The following is a 13,995-nucleotide window of genomic DNA, read 5'->3' on the forward strand; positions in this document are numbered from 1 at the left end:
CTCTCCGCTCAGGATCTCGGACGGCGCGTCATGATCACAAGGGCGAAACGAGGTGTTTACCGGGCAAAGTGGTGTGTGATGCGAAGATGCGTACGAATGGGGGTGAAGTATTCGGAAGCGGGGCCCGGCCCTCCGGGGATCTTCCGGGCGCACGAAGAAGGCCCCCCACCGAGGTGAGGGGCCTTCTTCTGTCTGTGCGCCGCCAGGGACTCGAACCCCGGACCCGCTGATTAAGAGTCAGCTGCTCTAACCAACTGAGCTAGCGGCGCCTGCTGACAGAGAAAACTCTACCTGATCCTGGAGGGTGCTCCTGACCACCTCCCGGGCCGGCGGGAAGGGGAAGCGCCTGCGTGCGGCGCTGTGCCGGCGGTGCGGGCGGGGTGAAGGGTCTCCGCCACCGAGGGAACCGTCCGTATTTCCGGCATGCGGTTTTCTGTGGCCCTTGAGAAGCTGTGCCGAGTACGACGGAAGGCAGCGGTGCCGTGCGAATACCGGCTTTCACCGAGGCGATACCCGGCGACTGCGCGTGTGCGCTCTGCGTCGACGGGGCCGCCGCGGTGGTCGTGGGCAAGCGCCGGACGGCCGCCGGGCCCGTACGCCACCGGTGCGCTCTCCGCGGTGCGGTCGCGGTGGCGGTGGGGGCGGTGGTGCTGGCGGGGCCCGGGGTGGGCGCGGCGGTGGCGTCCCCGCAGCCGGGTCCGGGGCAGACGGAGAGCGCGATCGCCCCACAGGGGCCGCCGCGCCCGCACCCGGGCGCCGTTTCCGCGGGTGGGGATGCGGAGGAGGAGCAGGGCGCGGTCGAGGCCGTGCCGGAGTCGGAGGCGGATCCGGACGCCGTCGACGCCGAGGCGGCCCCCGACGGCGAGGCCGAGGAGGGCGACACCGAGGAAGAGGGCGCCGAGGAGGGGGACGACGAGGGGGCCGCCCAGGAGGAGACGGAGGCGCCCGCCGAGGAGTCCGGCCGGGAGGAGACGCAGGAGCCCCCGGCGCCCCCCGAGCCGGCCCGGCCCCAGCATCCCCAGCGGCCGGCCGCCGGGCGGCGGGATCTCGAACCCGCGATCGCCTTCGCGATGGCCCACATCGGGGATCCGTACGTCCTGGGCGGCAACGGCCCGCACCGCTGGGACTGCTCCGGGCTCATCCAGAAGGCGTACCGCGAGGCGGGAGCCAGGCTGCCGCGGATCGCGGCCGACCAGTACCGCGCCACGACCCGCATCCCGCGGTCGGCCCTGCGCCGCGGCGACATCGTCTTCTGGTCGACCAACGGCAAGGCGTCCGGGGTGCACCACGCCGCGATCTATCTGGGCGGCAAGCGGTACATCGAGGCGCCGAGGCCCGGCAAGAAGGTCCGGGTCTCCACGTTCGCGCACTACGACCCGAACCTGTACGGCCGGGTGCGCTGACCCCGGCCCGTCACCCGTACGCCGGTGGTGCGGCCTGCCCGCCCGGTGGTCCGCGTCAAGGGCGCGTCCTTGAATCACGAAGTGCCGCGAGGCCGGCGCGTGCCCGGGCGCAGGACAACCGCCCCTTGACGGCGAACCGGTGACGCTCTCGCGGGTGAACTTCGGCCGGATGACTTCGTCCGTTGGCCTGGACATGACTAAAGGCTGGTACTAGCCTCCGCCTTGGTCTAGACCGCAGTTTTTGTCTGGTCACAGCACTCGGCCCACAGCACTCGGCTCACAGAACCCCCCACGTTCTTCGAGGAGCGAAGCATGCGCAAAAAGATCAGTGCGGCGATCATCGGCCTCGGCATCGCCGCCGTCTCCCTGCTCGGCACGGGCAGCGCCGGCAGTCACGGCTACACCGACTCCCCCACCAGTCGCCAGGAGTTCTGCGCGAACGGCACCGTGCAGGACTGCGGTGACATCCAGTGGGAACCCCAGAGTGTCGAGGGCCCCAAGGGGTTCCCCTCGCACGGGCCGTCCGACGGGACGATATGCGCGGGCGGCAACAGCCGCTTCGCGCAGCTCGACGACCCCCGGGGCGGGCAGTGGCCCGCGACCCCGGTCACGGCCGGGCAGGACTACACCTTCCGCTGGCGGCTCACGGCCCGGCACGCCACGACGGACTTCCGCTACTACCTCACGAAGCCCGGCTACGACCCCACCCGGCCGCTCACCCGGTCGGACCTGGAGGACGAGCCGTTCCTGACCGTCCCGTACGGCGGCCGGATCCCTGACGCGACCGTCACCCACCAGGGGACGATCCCGGCCGGGCGGACGGGCAAGCAGCTGATCCTGGCGGTCTGGACGATCGCGGACACGGGCAACGCCTTCTACGCGTGTTCCGACGTGCAGTTCTGACCGGCCCCGGTGCGCCGGCCGGGCTCGATCCGGATGGGCCGGGCCCGGTCGGCGGCCGGTCGTCAGTCCTGTCCCGGCTCCGGCCGCTTCTCCGGGCGCAGGGCGATCCGGGCCAGTACGCCGGCCACCACCAGCGCGACCACCGCGAGCAGCGCGTAGTCGGGCACCGCGTTGCCCACCCGGGACGCGAGCTCCTCCAGGCGGAACTCCTGGTCGGCGTCCAGGATGCCGGGCAGGCCGGTCGTCCCGTCGTAGGCGAGGAAGAGCACGCCGATGCCGATGAAGAAGAGGCCGGACACCAGCGAGGTGGTGTGCAGCCGCAGCCGGCCCGCCCGGAGCTCGCGGCCGCGCAGCCAGCGGCGGCGGCCGAGCTGGAAGCGGTCCCAGAACAGGGCCAGCACGAACAGCGGCAGGGCCATGCCCAGGGCGTAGACGGCGAGCATCGACGCGCCGAGCGCCGGGTTGCCGGTCGCGGCGGTCAGGGTCAGCACCGCGCCGAGGATCGGCCCGGCGCAGAACCCGGCCAGTCCGTACACACAGCCCAGCAGGAACGTCGACGCCGCGGACCGCGGAGTGATCCGCCCGGCCGCGGCCTGGGCCCGCTTCGACGCGAAGCCCAGGCCGAGGATCTGCGCGACGCCCATCGCGATCACCAGCCAGCCGCCGACGGTGATCAGTATGTCGCGGTGGCCGTTGAAGAGGCGGCTGGCGGCGGTGGACGCGGCGCCCAGAGGGACGAGCGTGGTCGCGAGCCCGAGGTAGAAGACGCCGGTGCGGGCGAGGAGGCGGCCGGGGCTCGCGAGGGAGTACGCGAAGAACGCCGGCAGCAGCAGCGCGCTGCACGGGCTGACCAGGGCGAGGGTGCCGCCGAGGAAGGCGGCGAGGTAGCCGATGTCGGTCACTTGTCGCTCTTCTTCGCCGCCTCGGCCCGCGCGATGGCCTCGTCGAAGGCGCTCATGGGCTGGGCGCCCGCGATCGGCCGCCCGTTCACGAGGAAGGTCGGGGTGGACTGCACGCCGATGGAGTACCCCTCCTCCTGGTCCTTCTTGACCGCGGCGGCGGAAGCGGAGCCGTTCAGATCGGCGCGGAACTTGTCGAGGTCCTCGACGCCACCGGCGCGCGCCATGTCGACGAGCTTGTCCTCGGCGAGCGCGTCGCCCTTGCGGGTCTTGGCGTAGACCTCGTCGTGGAACTGCCAGAACCGGCCCTGCTGCCCGGCGGCCCAGGACGCGCGGGCGGCCCGCTCGGAGTCCTTGCCGAAGATCGGGAAGTTGCGGAACTCGATGCGCAGCGTGCCCTCGTCCACGTACTTCTTGATCAGCTCGGGCTGGCTGTCGCGGGTGAACTTGCCGCAGTACGAGCACTGGTAGTCGGCGTACTCCACGAGCACCACGGGCGCGTCGGCCTTGCCGACGGCCAGCGGGTCGTCGCCGCCGCGGCGGACGCTGGCCTTCTCCAGCTGCGCGTAGACCTTCTGCCGCTCGTCGGCGGAGGGGGCCGCGTCAGCGGCGGCGGGCTCGCGCTTGCCGGAGCCGCCGGTGTTCTTGCCGATCGCGATGCCTGTGGCGACGAGCGCGACCACGAGGGCGACCACCGCGCCGATCGCGGCGATGCGGCGGGAGGGTGAGGAGAGACGTGCGGACATGGGGGAGTGCTCCCTGGGGCGTACGGAAATCTGGACATGCCGGGGCACGGCCCGGTGCGCGGGCCGTGGGCGGGCGGTCTAGATCCGCAGGACGGGGAGGAGCTCGGCGCAGCCGCCGACCGGGACGGGGGGCGCGCGGGGGGCGCCCGGCCGGGGCGCGTGGCCCTCGGGCAGGGCGGTGCGGCCGGTGCCCGGGCCGGTCAGCGGGTCGGTGTGAGCGTGGGGGACGACTGCCTGGGTGCCGCTGAGGGGCGCGTCCTGCTGCTTGCAGGTGCCGCCCGAGCCGAAGGTGTCCGCGGCGTGCGGCCGGGCCGCGGGCCCGGGCACGGAAACAGGGGTCTGCCGGGCGGCCTCCGCCACCTTCGAGACCGCGGCCCCCTTCCCGGACGCGGACGCGAAGGGGCCCGTCCCGGCGAGGGACGGGCCGAAGACGACCGCGAGGAGGAGCAGGAGCACGGCGGCGGCCGGTGGACGGCGGTGCTGCGGCACGTACTGCTCCTTCCTGTCGCTCTGCTCGCACGGGCTCCGTGACGCGAGCTTCTCGTGCGAGCGGGTGGGCCCTCCATGCTACGGGCCCGCCCCTCATGCCTCCCGGGCGGCGAGCTCCGCCGTGCGGGCGTCCTCGGCGGCGAGCGCCCGCAGCGCGGTGCGCTGGGCGAACCAGAGCAGCGGGCCGGATATCGCGGCCATCACGGCGGCGAAGGCGAGGTGGCCCGCGGTGGAGACCACCGACATGCCCAGCAGGGCCAGCACGAAGTGGCTGCCGAGCCGGAGGGCGAGCAGCCCGATGGCTATCTTGCGGGTGCTCTTGCCGCGCCACAGCCGCTTGGCCAGCTGGAGCCGGGAGCGCAGGACGGTCAGCGAGACGACGAGGTTGACCACGGCGAGCGCGCCCAGCACCCAGAGGATCTGCGGGAACGCCTTGTACAGGTCGTACGCGCCGGAGGCCACGGCCTCGAAGCCGAAGTACCACAGGGGCAGCGGCTTGATGCCGGCCGGCTGCGCGGGGGCGGTGGCAGCGGCGGTGCCGGTGGCGGGGGCGGGTGCGATCGTCGCGTTGTCCATGGGAAAAATTCTGTCGGCGGGGGCGGCCCGGCGGCAGGCCCGGACATCATGGGTCCGCGATGACTTTTGTCATGACCTCGGTCGCGTACCGGATTCCGTACCGGATTTTGTACGCGGACTCCGTACCCCGTGTCCCTGACTCCGCGCACGAAGAAGGCCCCTCACCGAGGTGAGGGGCCTTCTTCTGTCTGTGCGCCGCCAGGGACTCGAACCCCGGACCCGCTGATTAAGAGTCAGCTGCTCTAACCAACTGAGCTAGCGGCGCCTGCTGACAGAGATAAATATACCTGGTCCGAACGGGTGCTCCCGACCACCCGCCGGCCCGGGGTCCGGACCGGCGGGATCAGAGGGCCATCGACAGCAGTACGGGCGTCGCCCGCCGGTTCAGGGTGTCGGCCGCCTGCCGCAGCCGGTGGGCATGGGACAGCGGGAGCGAGAGCGCCAGGCAGCCGACCGAGCGCCCCGCGGTGATCGGCACGGCCGCGCACACCGTGCCCACCGCGTACTCCTGGAGATCGAGGACGGGCACGGTCGCGGGCTGGGCGTCGAGCCTGCGGAAGAGGGCCTTCTCGCTGGTGATCGTCCGGGAGGTGAGCCGGGCCGTCTTGTGGCGCGAGAGATGATCGCGGCGGTCGTCGTGGTCGAGCTGGGTGAGCAGGCACTTGCCGATGGCGCTGGCGTGGGCGGCGGAGCGGAAGTCGACCCACTCGTGGACCTTGGGGGTCTGCGGACTGTCCGCGAAGTCCGTGATCCTGATCTCGCCGTCGACGTAGCGGCTCAGATAGACGGCGGCACCGACCGAGTCGCGCAGCTCCGACAGCGACCGCCGCAGCTTGAGCCGCAGGGCTCGGGCGCGGTCGTCGGCGGAGCCCAGCAGGGCCAGGGTGTCGCCGGCGGCATACGCGCCGTCCGCGAGCCGCTCGACGTAGCCCTCGCGGCGGAGCATCAGCAGCAACGGCGCGAGGTGCTCGGTGGACAGGCCGGTCTCGCGAGCGATGAGTGCCTCGGTCACACCGCTGGGGCGATTCGAGACCGAGTCCAGCACCCGGAGGGCGTACTGCACCGAGTGGAACGGCGCGGTCGGCTCGTGTTTGAGCGCCACGGTTTCCCCCCTAGCGGGCTTGCCGTCAAGTTTCCCGCTCTCACGATAACCGCGAAAGGGCTGCGGAGGAGGGGGTGTTGACCAGACCGCGGCCAACTGGCAAGGCGCTGTCCTGGGGCGCGGCACCTTGGCATATGCGGTGGTCATGTGGATACGGCGAGGCCGGGGGAAGATCGGGAAAGCGGCCTGCCGCGGGAATAAGCGGAGAGCCTCTCCGGTTGCTCCCGGCGAAAGCGAGACGACCGGAGCGCGGCACGGGAGTGCCGCGGGCGATCAGGAAGGCGGACCACCGTGGCCGACGTACAGGACGGTGCCCCCACGAGTGACGGTATCCGGGGCACGGCAGAGGGCAGCGCGCCCGTCCCTCTGTCCGTACTGGACCTGGCGACCGTCGGCAGCGGCCGGACCGCCGCGCAGGCGCTCCGCACCACCGTCGAGCTGGCGCGGCTGGCCGAGCGGAGGGGCTTCCACCGCTTCTGGGTCGCCGAGCACCACTCGATGCCCGGCATCGCCAGCTCCTCCCCGGCCGTCGTCCTCGCCCACATCGCGGCCCACACCGACCGCATCCGCCTCGGCTCGGGCGGCGTGATGCTGCCCAACCACGCGCCGCTCGTCATAGCCGAGCAGTTCGGCACCCTGGAGGCGTTCGCCCCGGGGCGCATCGACCTCGGCCTGGGGCGCGCGCCCGGCACGGACGGCGCGACCGCCGCCGCGCTGCGCCGCGCGGACCGGCTCCGGGAGGACGCGGACGACTTCCCGCAGCAGCTCGCCGAGCTGACCCGCTTCCTGGACGACGACTTCCCCGACGGGCACCCCTACTCCCGCATCCACGCGGTGCCGGGCCCCGTCCAGGGCCGGGTTCCCGGCGGGGTGCAGCGGGCCGACCGCCCCTCCATCTGGCTGCTCGGCTCCTCCGGCTTCAGCGCACGGCTCGCCGGTGTGCTCGGCCTGCCGTTCTCCTTCGCGCACCACTTCTCCTCGGCGAACACGATCCCGGCGCTCGACCTCTACCGCGAGTCCTTCCGGCCGTCCGAGATCCTCGACCGGCCGTACGCCAAGATCGGCGTCCAGGCGTTCGCCGCGCCGGACGCGGCCGAGGCCCTCCGCCAGGTGCGCACCGGAGCGCTCTCGATGCTGCGGCTGCGCACGGGGCGGCCCGGTCTGATCCCGACGCCGGAGGAGACGGAGTCGTACGACTACCGCGCGGGCGAGCGGGAGTTCGTCGACAGCTGGCTGACGAACGTCGTCCACGGCACGCCGGACGAGGTGGCCGAGGGGCTGCGGGGCCTGGTCAAGCGGACGGGCGTGGACGAGCTGATGATCACTTCCAACGCGCACGGCGCGGAGGCGCGGCTGCGCAGCTTCGACCTGATCGCGGACGTGTTCGGGCTGCCGGGGAAGTAGGGCGGCTCGTTCTGCCGGACGGGCACCCCGTCCGGCAGGACGCCCTCAGAACCGCCCCACCCCCACCGTCTCCAGCAGGGCCGAGATCGAGTCCGCCGCGACGGGGCGGGAGTAGAACCAGCCCTGGCCCGTGTCGCAGCCGATCCGGCCCAGCCGTTCCGCCTGCTCCGCGCTCTCCACGCACTCCGCCGTCACCTTGATGCCCAGCCGGTGCGCCAGCTGGACCAGTGCCTCGACGATCGTCTCGTCGGCCGGGTTCGGCGGCTCCTCCGAGCGGAAGCCGTGGACGAAGGAACCGTCGAGCTTGAGCGTGGAGACCGGCAGCCGGCTGAGGTAGGCGAGGTTGGAGTAGCCCGTGCCGAAGTCGTCGATGGCGATGGCCACCCCCATGTCGCTGAGCTGCTGGAGCTGTTGCAGCGGCCGCCCGGCCGAGCCCATCACGGCGGACTCCGTGAGCTCCAGCTGGAGCAGGCGCGGCGGCAGCCCCGTCTCGGCGAGGATCGCCGCCACGTCCGCGACCAGGTCGGAGTCCCAGACCTGCCGCACGGCCACATTGACGCTGACGACGATCGGCGCCCGCGGGTGGTCCAGCTGCCAGCGCCGTGCCTGGCGGCAGGCGGTCGCGAGCACCCAGCGGCCGAGCGGGACGATCGCGCCCGTCTCCTCGGCCAGCCCGATGAACCGATTCGGCGCGAGCATCCCGAACTGCGGATGGCGCCAGCGCACCAGCGCCTCCACGCCGCGCACGACCCCGTCGCCCAGCCCCACCAGCGGCTGGTACTGGAGCACGAACTCGCCCCGCTCGACCGCCGGGCGCAGCGTGCTGGAGAGGGCCTGACGGGTCATCCGGTGGGCGTTGCGCTCGGGGTCGAAGAGGGTCCAGCGGGCCTTGCCGTCGGCCTTGGCCCAGTACAGCGTGGTGTCCGCGGCCTGCATCAGCTCCGTGGCGTGCGTACCGGCGGCCGGCCGCTCGACGACCCCGATGCTCGCCGACACGGACAGCCGCTGGCCCGCCACCTCGAACGGCCGTTGCAGCTTGGTCTGCACGGCCGCGGCGAGGGCGATGAGCTGCTCCGTGCCCGCCGACTCCTCGACCAGCAGGGCGAATTCATCACCCCCGAGCCGGGCCACCAGATGGCCGCCCGGCGCCGCGCACTCCGTCAGCCGCTTCGCCACCGCGCTCAGCAGCCGGTCGCCGGCCCGGTGGCCGAGGGTGTCGTTGATCGCCTTGAAGCCGTCGATGTCGAGATAGCAGAGCCCGATCCGGCCGCGCCCGCCGTGCGCGACCGCTCCCGTGGTGAGCGCCGTCGTCAGCCGCTCGAAGAACAGGCTCCGGTTGGGCAGCCGGGTCACCGGGTCGTGCATTCTCAAGTGCCGCAGCCGGGCGCGCAGATCGCGCCGGTCGCTGATGTCGGCGACCGACAGCAGGGTGTCGCAGCTGTCGGGCAGCGGTGTGACGATCACTTCGGCCCACATCCCCTGCCCGCCCCGCGGCCGCAGCCGTCGGGTGCAGTGCAGCCGCTCGCGGCGGCCGAGCAGCACCTCGCGATAGGCGAGCCAGGTGCGCGAGTCCTCGCGCAGCCCGGTGAGATCGGCGGCCGGCGCGTCGGCGAGCCGGGCCGGGTCGGTGCCCAGCAGCTCGCCGAGCGCGTGGTTGGCGGTACGCACCAGCCCGTCGCGGCCCACCACGGCCATGGCGAGCTGCGCGGCGTTGAAGGCGGCGCGAAAATCGCTGGATTCATTACGTTGCGTGACGACTGTAGGCGTTGAACCGGGCGCGCCGCCCTGGCTGTCGAGGGTTCCGCTCACCGCTCGCTCCCGCATGGCATTCGTTCCGCACTGGCTTCGTATGGGTCTCATGGATCTCGTACGTACGTCCGAACACACGGCTGGCGGCCGCCTGTCCGGGGGAATCCGTGCTGGAAATGTGGCGATCATAGAGCGCGCACGTGGCCCGTTCCAGCGGCCCGGCTCTCGGGGCTCCGGGTGCCTTCTCCCCTTTGTCCCTTCCTGATCGACCCTGCGCGCTCCTGGCTGAGCTGATGGCGCCACGCCGTCTCGATTGACCGTCAGTGACTGAGTGTGATGTACCCAGAAGTCGGCTTAGTCACTCGACCGGGGTAACAGAAACGGGCATATCACCACAAATCCAATGAGGCTGGATGAGGTGTCCCGAATCCGTCCCGGGAGGTCGACGTGGTGCGTCCGCAGACACCCATGGGGGTGGACCGGCCGCGGCCGCGACTGCGCCGCGTCGGAGCCGTCCTCACCGCCCTCTGTGCGATCGCGACCACCGTCGTCGCCGGGCCGGCGCACGCGGTGGGGCCCGGCGGGCCGTGCGCGCTGCCCCGCAGCCAGGCCCACCACTCCGAGGGGCTCGACACCTGGAACCCGGCCTACCCCCGGCCCGTCGGCCGGCTCGACGCCGTGATGATCTTCCTGTCCTTCCCGGACTCCAGGCCCGAGGTCGCCCCGGAGCGGCTCGCGGCCGATCACTTCCCCGCCACCTCCCGCTTCTTCGAGCGGGCCTCCTACGGGCGGTTCTCCCTCGAGGCCCACCCGCTCAAGAAGTGGCTGCGGATGCCCCGGCCCGCCACCTCGTACCACATACAGCGGGACTGGGACGGTGACCAGCGCTCCGAATACCTGCGGGACGCCATCGCCGTGGCCGACGGCGCCGTCGACTTCAGCCGCTACGACCTCGTCTACTTCGTCGCCGACCCCGACGCCCCCGGCGTCGACTCCGACGCGACCAAGGTCGTCAACCTCGACCACCCCGTCCAGGTCGACGGCACCACGCTGCGCCGCGTCGTCACCGTCTTCGAGCACCACCCGCCCGACCGCAACGTCCTGGCCCACGAGACCGGCCACGTCCTGGACCTGCCCGACCTCTACCACCGTCCGCAGGACGGCAAGGGCGACTGGGACACCCACGTCGGCGACTGGGACCTCATGGGCAGCCAGTTCGGGCTGGCCTCGGACCCCTTCGGCTGGCACAAGTGGAAGCTCGGCTGGCTCGGCTCGCGGCAGGTCGCCTGCGTCCGGGGGCGCGGCAGCAGCCTGCACACCCTCCAGCCCCTGGAGGCTCCGATGAAGCCGGGCGGCGACAACCGGACCCGCATGATCGTGGTCCGTACGGGCCCCGAGAGCGCCATCGCCGTCGAGGCCCGCTCCGCGTCCGGCAACGACGCCGCCACCTGCACGGAGGGCGTGCTCGTCTACCGCGTGCAGAGCGACACCGCCTCCGGCAACGGGCCCGTGCAGGTGCTGGACGGCCACCCCGGCCACCAGGCGTGCTGGGGCGAGTCGGTCTACCCCGCGCTCGCCGACGCGCCGCTCGGCGTGGGGGAGTCCCTGCGCTCGGACGCCGACGGGGTGCGGGTGTCCGTACGGGGCCGGACGGCGGGCGGCTCCTGGACGGTCGCGGTGACCCGGGACTGACAGCGATTCCGTGCACGAAGAAGGCCCCCCACCGAGGTGGAGGGCCTTCTTCTGTCTGTGCGCCGCCAGGGACTCGAACCCCGGACCCGCTGATTAAGAGTCAGCTGCTCTAACCAACTGAGCTAGCGGCGCCTGCTGACGTGGAAGACTTTAGCACCCTGATCCGGTGGAACGAAAATCCGCATGTTTCAGCCGGGAGAATGCGCGGGTGTGCTGGTCACACGGGTGGCCGGGGCATCCTCGGGGTACGCGCGGCCGCTCCTGAGGTCCGGGCCGGCGGCCTCCCGGGTGACCCGTACGCACGCCCACAGCAGCACCTCGGCGTCCGGCAGCCAGGGGTGGCGCGCCTCCGGGGCGACCAGCCAGCGTGCGGCCGGGGGCACGGGCTCGTCGTCGGCCGGGGGATAGAGCGGGGGGACCGTCACCGCGTCGCCCGTGCCGTGGCACAGCAGCGGCGGCATCGCGCGGGCCCACTCCTCCCACGTGAGGAGCGCGGGCAGCCGCTGGGCCGTGCCGGGTGCGGCGAAGAGCAGCAGGCGGCCACGCTGGACGGCGACCGGCCCGGACCCGGGGCCGTTCGCCCATAACCGGTCCAGGACCTTGCGGCCGAAGAGAGCCGGGAGCCCGACCACGTCGAACGCCGTGCCGCACGGCAGCACCATGGGGGCGCCCGGATTCTCCGCCCACAGGGCGTGCACATGATGCGGCGCGGCGCCGGCGGAGGCGAGCCAGTCGGCCCCCGCGAGGGTGACGTGGGAGGCGGCGGGGCGGTACGTGGCGTGCGGCGGCGCGGCGCGCCGGGGGCGGGCGGGCGCGGTCCGCCGGAAACGGATGGAGTGCGGGTCGTTCGGCCGGGAGCTCATGTCCTATGGTCTGCGCCACCACCCCGCCCGCTCGCGGTAGTTACGGGAAATCGGGACAGCGGGGCGGACGGTGCGCTATCTTGCGCCCCGCATATGCCAACGGCCCATGGTCGCGGACCACGGGCCGTGCGGGTCAGTCGACGGTGCTGCTGCCCCGCAGCAGGTCACGGCCGAACTCGACCATCTTCTTCGCGTAGTCCTCGCTCCACTCGGCGCGCGCCGCGATCACCGCGGTCGGCAGCCGGTCGAAGCGCCGGGGGTCGGCGAGCTGGGCCGCGGCGACGGCCTGGAACTCGATCGCTCTGTCGGCCGCCGCGCGGAAGGCCAGCGCCAGCTCGGTGGAACGGGCCAGCAGCTCGCGCGGGTCCTCGATCGACTCCAGGTCGAAGAAGTGCTCCGGGTCGGCGAGGGCCTCGGGCGGCTCGAAGAGCAGCTGCGCGGGCTTCAAACGGCGCGGCCCACTGTCGCGCGCGCCGGGAGCCGGCTTCGGCTCGCACATGTACATACCTCCAGGATCGTCTGCACCGCCATCCATTGTCCTGCGCCGCGCAAGGGGGCCCGATGGGCGGGCCGTGCCCCTCTGCGGTGGCGCGTTGCAGTGGCGCGGGTCAAGGGGTTCGGGGGACGCGCGACCAGCCGAACGCGACCCGCGGCCGCGTACCGGGCCGACGAGGCACCCGGTGGGCGCGACCGGGGCCCGGGACGTGACCATTGGCCGCCCCCGGCGGTTGAGCGGCGTGGTGCCTGCCGCCGGGCGGGCGGGGACCGGAGCGCCGGTCACGGCCGCCAGGCCACCCGGTGCTCCAGTAGGTGTGCCCACACCGCGTGGTTCGCCTCCCACCCGTCCGGGAACTTCACCGTCACTCCCAGGCGTACCGGATCCGTCGACGGGTGTTCGTCCAGGAGCTGGTCGACGCCCGCCCGGCCCACCACCACGCACGCGTGCCGGTGGCGTGACGCCAGCACGCACAGGCGGCCCGTCTCCAGGTGGAAGGCGGTCGCGTCCGGGCGGCCGGACAGCGGGTGCAGCACCACCGTGACGTCGAACTCCCGGCCCTGGAGCCGGTTCGCCGTGTCCACGGTCACCCCGCGCACCCCCAGCCCGGCCAGCGCCGCCCGCACGGCGGCCGCCTGGTCGCGGTGCGCGGTGCCCACCGCGATCCGGTCCGCCGTGAGCGGCACCGGGTCGGGGGAGAGCTCGCTCGTGGCCGCGCCGCCGCGGTCCAGCAGCCGCCGGACGACGCGGGCCACCGCGCCCACCGCCTCCGGGTCCGTGCGCGGCGTCCGGCGGGCGGGCAGCTCCAGCAGGCCCCAGCCCGTCTCGGCGGCCTCGTCGAGCACCCGGTCCGGCGCCGAGCCGTCCGAGGGCACCCCGAAGGCCAGCCGCCGGTCGCCGTGCCCGGTGCCGCTGCGGAAGGGGGTGTACGGATAGAAGGCCGCCGAGACCAGCGGCGCGGCCGAGGCGGGCAGCCGCCAGGAGACGGGCAGCCGGTGCTGGGGCAGGCCCGGATTGTGGGCGAGCAGGGTGGACACCGCGCTCGCCGAAGGGTCGTACGACAGCCCGGCCCACTGCGCCGCCCCCTCCGCGCCCACCACGCTGAAGGGGTCCAACTGCCCCGGGTCGCCGACGAACAGCGCCCGCTCGAAGAGCCCGGCCACCGCCAGCAGCGCGTCGGAGCGCATCTGGTACGCCTCGTCGACGATCGCGTGCCCCCAGGGCTCGGCGACCTTGGTGTGCGCCCACTTCGCGGCCGTGGAGACCACCACGTCGAGCCCCGCGAGGTCGGCCGCCCGCGCCGACTTCACCACCGACGGGAGCGCGTCCAGCGCAAGGTCGTACGGCTGGGCCTCGTTGCTGTGCAGCCGGCCGACCGGCAGCTCCGGGTCCTTCGCGGCCAGGCGCAGCACCAGGTCGTCGACCTGGGCGTTGGTCTGCGCGACGATCATCAGCGGGCGGCCCGCGGCCGCCAGTTCCCGCGCCGCCCGCACGACCAGCGTCGACTTGCCCGCGCCCGGCGGGGAGTCGACGACGACGCCGCGGTGCGTGCCGTGCAGGGTGTCGCGCAGGATCGCGTCGGTCGCGGCGCCGGCCGCCGCGGACGGGTCGAATCCGGGGGCGGGGCGGGACCGCGCCGCCGGGACGGCGTGCGCCGCGTCGGTCGGGTTCAC

Annotated in this window: 13 protein-coding genes and 3 tRNA genes; 4 read left to right on the forward strand and 12 right to left on the reverse strand. The window is 73.2% G+C overall.

Annotation, left to right across the window (positions count from 1 at the left end; all coding sequences use genetic code 11):
• Nucleotides 1-195 precede the first annotated feature (195 nt).
• A tRNA-Lys gene (locus ACH427_RS07055) sits at nt 196-269 on the reverse strand.
• Nucleotides 270-482: 213 nt separating this feature from the next.
• Between ACH427_RS07055 and ACH427_RS07060 the strand changes: the two genes are divergently transcribed.
• Both ACH427_RS07060 and ACH427_RS07065 read left to right on the forward strand, forming a co-directional pair.
• Nucleotides 483-1,403, forward strand: a complete 921-nt coding sequence (locus ACH427_RS07060) for a C40 family peptidase (RefSeq protein ID WP_398868389.1) — start codon at nt 483-485, stop codon at nt 1,401-1,403.
• A 312-nt stretch (nt 1,404-1,715) separates the two neighbouring features.
• Complete coding sequence (locus ACH427_RS07065; RefSeq protein ID WP_398868390.1) at nt 1,716-2,306, forward strand: lytic polysaccharide monooxygenase; 591 nt, start codon at nt 1,716-1,718, stop codon at nt 2,304-2,306.
• Nucleotides 2,307-2,368: 62 nt separating this feature from the next.
• Here the strand turns inward: ACH427_RS07065 and ACH427_RS07070 are convergent, their stop codons facing one another.
• From ACH427_RS07070 to ACH427_RS07095, 6 genes are all read right to left on the reverse strand, one after another.
• On the reverse strand, nt 2,369-3,208 hold the full coding sequence (locus ACH427_RS07070) for a cytochrome c biogenesis CcdA family protein (RefSeq protein ID WP_398868391.1): 840 nt from the start codon (nt 3,206-3,208) through the stop codon (nt 2,369-2,371).
• Nucleotides 3,205-3,951, reverse strand: a complete 747-nt coding sequence (locus ACH427_RS07075) for a DsbA family protein (RefSeq protein ID WP_398868392.1) — start codon at nt 3,949-3,951, stop codon at nt 3,205-3,207. The genes ACH427_RS07070 and ACH427_RS07075 overlap by 4 nt, the downstream gene beginning before the upstream one ends.
• A gap of 78 nt (nt 3,952-4,029) precedes the next feature.
• Entirely contained in the window at nt 4,030-4,440 is a 411-nt protein-coding gene (locus ACH427_RS07080; protein ID WP_398868393.1) for a hypothetical protein, read from the reverse strand.
• Nucleotides 4,441-4,533: 93 nt separating this feature from the next.
• A complete protein-coding gene (locus ACH427_RS07085) occupies nt 4,534-5,016 on the reverse strand; it encodes a hypothetical protein (protein WP_398868394.1) in 483 nt (160 codons plus the stop codon).
• Between the two features lie 191 nt (nt 5,017-5,207).
• A tRNA-Lys gene (locus tag ACH427_RS07090) sits at nt 5,208-5,281 on the reverse strand.
• A 78-nt stretch (nt 5,282-5,359) separates the two neighbouring features.
• Nucleotides 5,360-6,118 (reverse strand): IclR family transcriptional regulator, encoded by a 759-nt coding sequence (locus ACH427_RS07095; RefSeq protein ID WP_398868395.1) that lies wholly within the window; start codon nt 6,116-6,118, stop codon nt 5,360-5,362.
• Between the two features lie 291 nt (nt 6,119-6,409).
• On the opposite strand from ACH427_RS07095, the gene ACH427_RS07100 reads away from it, so the two are divergent.
• Nucleotides 6,410-7,522, forward strand: a complete 1,113-nt coding sequence (locus ACH427_RS07100) for an LLM class flavin-dependent oxidoreductase (protein ID WP_398868396.1) — start codon at nt 6,410-6,412, stop codon at nt 7,520-7,522.
• 45 nt (nt 7,523-7,567) lie between these two features.
• Here ACH427_RS07100 and ACH427_RS07105 read toward each other — a convergent pair whose 3' ends face one another.
• Nucleotides 7,568-9,346, reverse strand: a complete 1,779-nt coding sequence (locus ACH427_RS07105) for a putative bifunctional diguanylate cyclase/phosphodiesterase (protein ID WP_398868397.1) — start codon at nt 9,344-9,346, stop codon at nt 7,568-7,570.
• Between the two features lie 393 nt (nt 9,347-9,739).
• Between ACH427_RS07105 and ACH427_RS07110 the strand changes: the two genes are divergently transcribed.
• A complete protein-coding gene (locus ACH427_RS07110) occupies nt 9,740-10,963 on the forward strand; it encodes a M6 family metalloprotease domain-containing protein (RefSeq protein ID WP_398868588.1) in 1,224 nt (407 codons plus the stop codon).
• Between the two features lie 58 nt (nt 10,964-11,021).
• Here the strand turns inward: ACH427_RS07110 and ACH427_RS07115 are convergent.
• The 4 genes from ACH427_RS07115 to ACH427_RS07130 form a co-directional block, all read right to left on the reverse strand.
• A tRNA-Lys gene (locus ACH427_RS07115) sits at nt 11,022-11,095 on the reverse strand.
• 56 nt (nt 11,096-11,151) lie between these two features.
• Entirely contained in the window at nt 11,152-11,826 is a 675-nt protein-coding gene (locus ACH427_RS07120; RefSeq protein ID WP_398868399.1) for a bifunctional DNA primase/polymerase, read from the reverse strand.
• A 133-nt stretch (nt 11,827-11,959) separates the two neighbouring features.
• Nucleotides 11,960-12,325, reverse strand: coding sequence for a hypothetical protein (locus tag ACH427_RS07125; RefSeq protein WP_398868400.1), 366 nt, complete (start codon nt 12,323-12,325; stop codon nt 11,960-11,962).
• Between the two features lie 278 nt (nt 12,326-12,603).
• Entirely contained in the window at nt 12,604-13,995 is a 1,392-nt protein-coding gene (locus ACH427_RS07130; protein WP_398868401.1) for an AAA domain-containing protein, read from the reverse strand.

Source organism: Streptomyces sp. NPDC020379 (genome assembly GCF_044387105.1).
Classification (GTDB): domain Bacteria; phylum Actinomycetota; class Actinomycetes; order Streptomycetales; family Streptomycetaceae; genus Streptomyces.

Excerpts from the sequence above, each read along its gene's own strand:
- ACH427_RS07085 (WP_398868394.1), bottom strand. The coding sequence starts at position 5,016 with ATGGACAACGCGACGATCGCACCCGCCCCCGCCACCGGCACCGCCGCT.
- ACH427_RS07125 (WP_398868400.1), bottom strand. The coding sequence starts at position 12,325 with ATGTGCGAGCCGAAGCCGGCTCCCGGCGCGCGCGACAGTGGGCCGCGC.
- ACH427_RS07110 (WP_398868588.1), top strand. The coding sequence starts at position 9,740 with ATGGGGGTGGACCGGCCGCGGCCGCGACTGCGCCGCGTCGGAGCCGTC.
- ACH427_RS07075 (WP_398868392.1), bottom strand. The coding sequence starts at position 3,951 with ATGTCCGCACGTCTCTCCTCACCCTCCCGCCGCATCGCCGCGATCGGC.
- ACH427_RS07065 (WP_398868390.1), top strand. The coding sequence starts at position 1,716 with ATGCGCAAAAAGATCAGTGCGGCGATCATCGGCCTCGGCATCGCCGCC.
- ACH427_RS07120 (WP_398868399.1), bottom strand. The coding sequence starts at position 11,826 with ATGAGCTCCCGGCCGAACGACCCGCACTCCATCCGTTTCCGGCGGACC.
- ACH427_RS07105 (WP_398868397.1), bottom strand. The coding sequence starts at position 9,346 with ATGCGGGAGCGAGCGGTGAGCGGAACCCTCGACAGCCAGGGCGGCGCG.